Below are 4,633 nucleotides of genomic sequence, written 5' to 3' on the forward strand. Positions count from 1 at the left end.
CTATCATTGCAATAGCAAGCCATTGTTTGGCGGTAATATCCACAAGTCCGTTATCCATTATAGCCTGAAGCCTGTTGGAACAGATAAAGATGTTCACAAAGGCAATAATTCTCGGATCCATGTGTTCAAAATCGTACATAGCAAACCTCTTTCAAATATATGTAATATACTACCTATTATATGCAGTATACTACATATTTTATAATTTGTCAATAGCGATTTTGATTTTTCATTAATTTCTCAAAACGTATTGACAAATTTCTATTTGTGTGATATAATATAGAAAATCTTCAATATGAGGTGAGCAAATGGAACTGACAAACAAGCAGATCACCGTGATTTTCAAGGCTCTGTGCGATGAAAACAGAGTGCATATATTCAGGCTTTTGCAAAACGGCGAGAAATGTGCCTGCAAGCTGCTTGAAGCAATGCAGTGTACCCAACCTACGCTTTCGCATCACATGAAGATACTCTGTGACAGCGGTCTTGTGGTCGGAAGAAAAGAGGGCAAGTGGATGTATTACTCCATTTCTCCGGAGGGTACGGAGATAGCCGTGAATGTTCTGCGTGAACTGACAAAAGTGTCTGACAGCGGAGAATGCTGCTGTAAATAAAATGTCCGTGGGAACACGGATTTTTATTTACAGTTCGTATAGATAAATTCGAATATATTTATTGGAGGTAAACTATGAAACACACAGAAATTGCAAGCGAGCTTTTCTCAAAAAGGTATTACTGCTCTCAGGCGGTGCTTGCGGCTTTTGCCGAGGAGCTTGGAATGACTAAGGAACAGGCACTCAGAGTCGGAGCTTGCTTTGGCGGCGGTATGTGCAAGGCTGAGGTCTGCGGTGCGTGTACGGGGGCACTTATGGCTTTAGGGCTTAAATACGGTATGTGCGAGGACGGTGACTTAGAAAGCAAAGAGAGAGCAAACAGCTATGCCGTGCGTTTTCTTGATGAATTTGCGAAACAAAACGGCTCTTATATCTGCCGTGAGCTGCTTGACTGCGATATTTCCACCGATGAGGGAAAGGCTTATGCAAGGGCAAAGGGGCTGTTCGCAACGGAATGTCCCAAGATGATAGAGAGTGCTGTGCTGATAGCAGAAAAGCTGCTAAACGAATAATTCTGCCGTATGAAAGATACGGCTTATGAATAGAATGATTTCAATTTATAAATATTTATGGAGTGATACTATGGAACAAAAGAATAGCGGAATCAGCGTATTTCAGCGATACCTCACAGTATGGGTGGCTCTGTGTATGGTAGTAGGTGTGCTGATTGGACGGTTTCTTCCCCAGATACCTGACTTCCTGAACAGATTTGAGTACGCACGAATTTCGATCCCTATGGCGATCCTGATATGGCTGATGATATATCCGATGATGATGAAGGTCGATTTTCAGAGTATCAGAAATGTCGGCAAGAATCCGAAAGGGCTGTTCGTCACTTGGGTTGTGAACTGGCTGATAAAGCCGTTTTCGATGTACGGTATTGCAAGTCTGTTCTTTATTGTGATTTTCAAGGCTTTTATTACTCCAGAACTTGCAGCAGAATATCTCGCTGGTGCTGTCCTGCTCGGTGCCGCACCATGTACGGCTATGGTTTTCGTGTGGAGTACGCTGACAAAAGGAGATCCTGCCTATACTGTCGTACAGGTGGCGACCAATGACCTTATCATTCTTGTGGCATTTGTGCCGATAGTCAAACTCCTGCTCGGTGTATCGAATATACAAGTTCCGATGACTACGCTATTTCTTTCAGTGATGCTGTTTGTTGTGATACCGCTTATTCTTGGTATTCTGACAAGAGTTATCGTAAGCAAAAGCAAGGGTACAGAATACTTTGAAAATACTTTATCCATAAATTTGACGGAATCACAACAATAGGTTTACTGCTCACCTTGATACTGATATTCTCGTTTCAAGGAAGTGTCATTCTTGAAAATCCTCTGCATATACTGCTTATCGCTGTTCCCCTTGTATTGCAGACATTCATTATTTTTGCTGTCGCATATATCGCCTGCAAGCTGTTAAGGCTGTCCCACGATATAGCCGCTCCTGCGGGAATGATAGGAGCGTCCAATTTCTTTGAGCTTGCCGTTGCGGTGGCTGTCGCATTATTCGGTACATCTTCTCCTGCTGCACTTGCGACTACGGTGGGAGTGCTGACAGAAGTTCCCGTAATACTGTTACTGTGCAGAACAGCAAATCGGACGAAAGGGTGGTTTGATAATGAAAAAGCCTAAAATAGCATTTATCTGTGTGCATAATTCCTGCCGCAGCCAGATAGCAGAAGCACTTGGAAAGCATCTTGCTTCGGATGTTTTTGAAAGCTATTCAGCAGGAACAGAAATAAAACCACAGATCAATCAGGATGCTGTGCGCTTAATGAAAAAGCTCTATGATATTGACATGGAACAGAATCAGTACAGTAAGCTGATAAAAGATATTCCTGAACCGGATATTGCAATCTCAATGGGCTGTGATGTCGGCTGTCCTTTCATCGGCAGACCATTTGATGATGATTGGAAACTATCTGATCCGACAGGCAAAAGTGATGAAGAATTTGAAAAGGTCATTGATGAGATCAAGGAAAAAATACTACTTATGAAACAGAAGATTATAGTAAATAAAGTGTGAGTTTACTATGATAAAACGTTAGTTTTTGGAGGTAATTTATGCGTGTATGGGACTTCATACAAGACGAGATTCTCGGTATGAAATGGCTGAACAGGCTGATAGGCTCTCTGCTGAATGCCTGCGGACTTGATACAAGCGGAAAAATCGGCGGAAGTGTGCAGTTTTTTATCTATGATGTACTCAAGATCATGGTTCTGCTCGGTGTGCTGATATTCCTCATATCCTACATTCAGAGCTATTTTCCGCCTGAGAGGACAAAGAAGATACTCGGACGTTTTCACGGTATCGGTGCAAACTGCATTGCCGCCTTGCTTGGTACAGTCACACCGTTCTGCTCTTGCTCGTCGATACCGCTGTTTATAGGTTTCACAAGCGCAGGGCTGCCGTTGGGTGTGACATTCTCATTCCTGATCTCGTCGCCAATGGTCGATCTCGGCTCTCTTATTCTTTTGATGAGCATATTTGGCTGGAAGGTCGCTGTGGTGTATGTGATCGTCGGGCTTGTCATAGCTGTGGTCGGCGGCACGCTGATCGAAAAGCTGCACCTTGAAAGTGAGGTCGAGGAGTTTATCCGCAACGGCAAGAGCATTGACGCTCCGCAGAATGAGCTGACAAAGCGTGACAGATTGAAATACTCATGGGAACAGGTCACGGAAACTGCGAAAAAGGTCTTTCCCTATGTGCTGGTCGGAGTTGGTATCGGTGCATTTATCCACAACTGGATACCCGAAGAATGGGTGATAAAGCTGCTCGGTACGGGTAATCCGTTCGGTGTTATCATTGCCACGATATGCGGAATACCGATGTATGCAGACATATTCGGCTGTATCCCCATAGCCGAGGCTCTGCTTGCAAAGGGCGCAAGGCTCGGAGTGGTACTCAGCTTTATGATGGGAGTCACCACGCTGTCGCTGCCTTCGATGATCATGCTTAAAAAGGCTATCAAGCCGAAATTGCTAGGTATTTTCATCGCTATCTGTACGGTCGGAATTATCCTTGTGGGATATTTCTTCAATATCATTCAAAGCTATATCATTTAGGAGGAAACATTATGGCACTGTTTGGAAAGAAAAAGGAAGAGAAGAAAGAGGAAACTTCATGTTGCTGTTGCGGCGGAGAGCAGACTACAAACGAGACTACATCTACTTGCTGCGGTGAACCTGTTGACGGTATCTGCTGTATCAAGGTGCTCGGTTCGGGCTGTAAAGCCTGCCATCAGCTCTACGACAACACTGTCAAGGCAGTTGATGGAATGGGCATCGAGGTCGAGTATGTCACAGACCTGAAGAAGATAATGGAGTACGGAGCAATGTCAATGCCTGCACTTGTAGTCAATGATAAACTCGTTTCTTCTGGTAAAACTCTGAAGCCTGCTGAGATATTAAAGCTTATAGGCAAATGACAATATTTAAGGCAGCCGTAATGGCTGCCTCTCTTTTACGTTCCTGATTTTGTTCTATGCAATTATAACAGTTGACAATGGAGAACTTTTACAGCATCATATTTACGGCTAAATATAGCCGTTTATCGATTAAATTGTGATTGCCACCCTATCCGCAGTACAGGCTGCAATCAGCGAAGGAAAGTAATTCCCAAATATACTCAGATTGGCTATTTTACGCTGAATCTTGACGATGCTAAAGAATACCTTTACGCGAAGTCCACAAAGCGTAGGATACTAAGCTGGCGTGATATTCACGTTAATGTGTTTATCTGATTAAAAACAATGAGTCCTCACAGTTTTGGCTGTGAGGACTTTTTTGTCTGAAGTTAAATATCAAAAATAAAGCAAGGGTACTTGACAAACGGGTTTATATTTGATACAATATAATTGTAAACAACATAAATTGAGGAGGCAGAACAATGGAATACAACTACAAGGAAGCTATGAAGATTGAAAATCAGCTCTGTTTTCCACTGTATGCGGCAGCAAGAGCTGTAACGAGCTTATATACGCCGTATCTGAAGGAGATGAATCTGACCTACACGCA

The 4,633-nt window shown here is 43.2% G+C and carries 5 protein-coding genes and 1 pseudogene; all 6 read left to right on the forward strand.

Annotated elements, in window-relative coordinates; all coding sequences use genetic code 11:
• The first annotated feature begins 308 nt into the window (after nucleotides 1–308).
• Nucleotides 309–614: a metalloregulator ArsR/SmtB family transcription factor gene (locus K5677_RS08735; protein ID WP_296726927.1), complete on the forward strand. Its 306-nt coding sequence runs from the start codon at nucleotides 309–311 to the stop codon at nucleotides 612–614.
• A 74-nt stretch (nucleotides 615–688) separates the two neighbouring features.
• Nucleotides 689–1,126 (forward strand): C-GCAxxG-C-C family protein, encoded by a 438-nt coding sequence (locus tag K5677_RS08740; RefSeq protein WP_296726930.1) that lies wholly within the window; start codon nucleotides 689–691, stop codon nucleotides 1,124–1,126.
• 70 nt (nucleotides 1,127–1,196) lie between these two features.
• Nucleotides 1,197–2,248: pseudogene (arsB, locus tag K5677_RS08745) on the forward strand (ACR3 family arsenite efflux transporter).
• Complete coding sequence (locus K5677_RS08750; RefSeq protein WP_296726933.1) at nucleotides 2,235–2,642, forward strand: arsenate reductase ArsC; 408 nt, start codon at nucleotides 2,235–2,237, stop codon at nucleotides 2,640–2,642. Before arsB ends, K5677_RS08750 begins: the two are co-directional and overlap by 14 nt.
• A gap of 38 nt (nucleotides 2,643–2,680) precedes the next feature.
• On the forward strand, nucleotides 2,681–3,682 hold the full coding sequence (locus tag K5677_RS08755; RefSeq protein ID WP_296726935.1) for a permease: 1,002 nt from the start codon (nucleotides 2,681–2,683) through the stop codon (nucleotides 3,680–3,682).
• A gap of 11 nt (nucleotides 3,683–3,693) precedes the next feature.
• A complete protein-coding gene (locus tag K5677_RS08760; RefSeq protein ID WP_296726937.1) occupies nucleotides 3,694–4,044 on the forward strand; it encodes a thioredoxin family protein in 351 nt (116 codons plus the stop codon).
• Nucleotides 4,045–4,633 lie beyond the last annotated feature (589 nt).

This window comes from Ruminococcus sp. (genome assembly GCF_024684275.1).

What these genes read in the sequence shown, in the direction of transcription:
- K5677_RS08735 (WP_296726927.1), top strand. Translation starts at nt 309, where the DNA reads ATGGAACTGACAAACAAGCAGATCACCGTGATTTTCAAGGCTCTGTGC.
- K5677_RS08740 (WP_296726930.1), top strand. Translation starts at nt 689, where the DNA reads ATGAAACACACAGAAATTGCAAGCGAGCTTTTCTCAAAAAGGTATTAC.
- K5677_RS08750 (WP_296726933.1), top strand. Translation starts at nt 2,235, where the DNA reads ATGAAAAAGCCTAAAATAGCATTTATCTGTGTGCATAATTCCTGCCGC.
- K5677_RS08755 (WP_296726935.1), top strand. Translation starts at nt 2,681, where the DNA reads ATGCGTGTATGGGACTTCATACAAGACGAGATTCTCGGTATGAAATGG.
- K5677_RS08760 (WP_296726937.1), top strand. Translation starts at nt 3,694, where the DNA reads ATGGCACTGTTTGGAAAGAAAAAGGAAGAGAAGAAAGAGGAAACTTCA.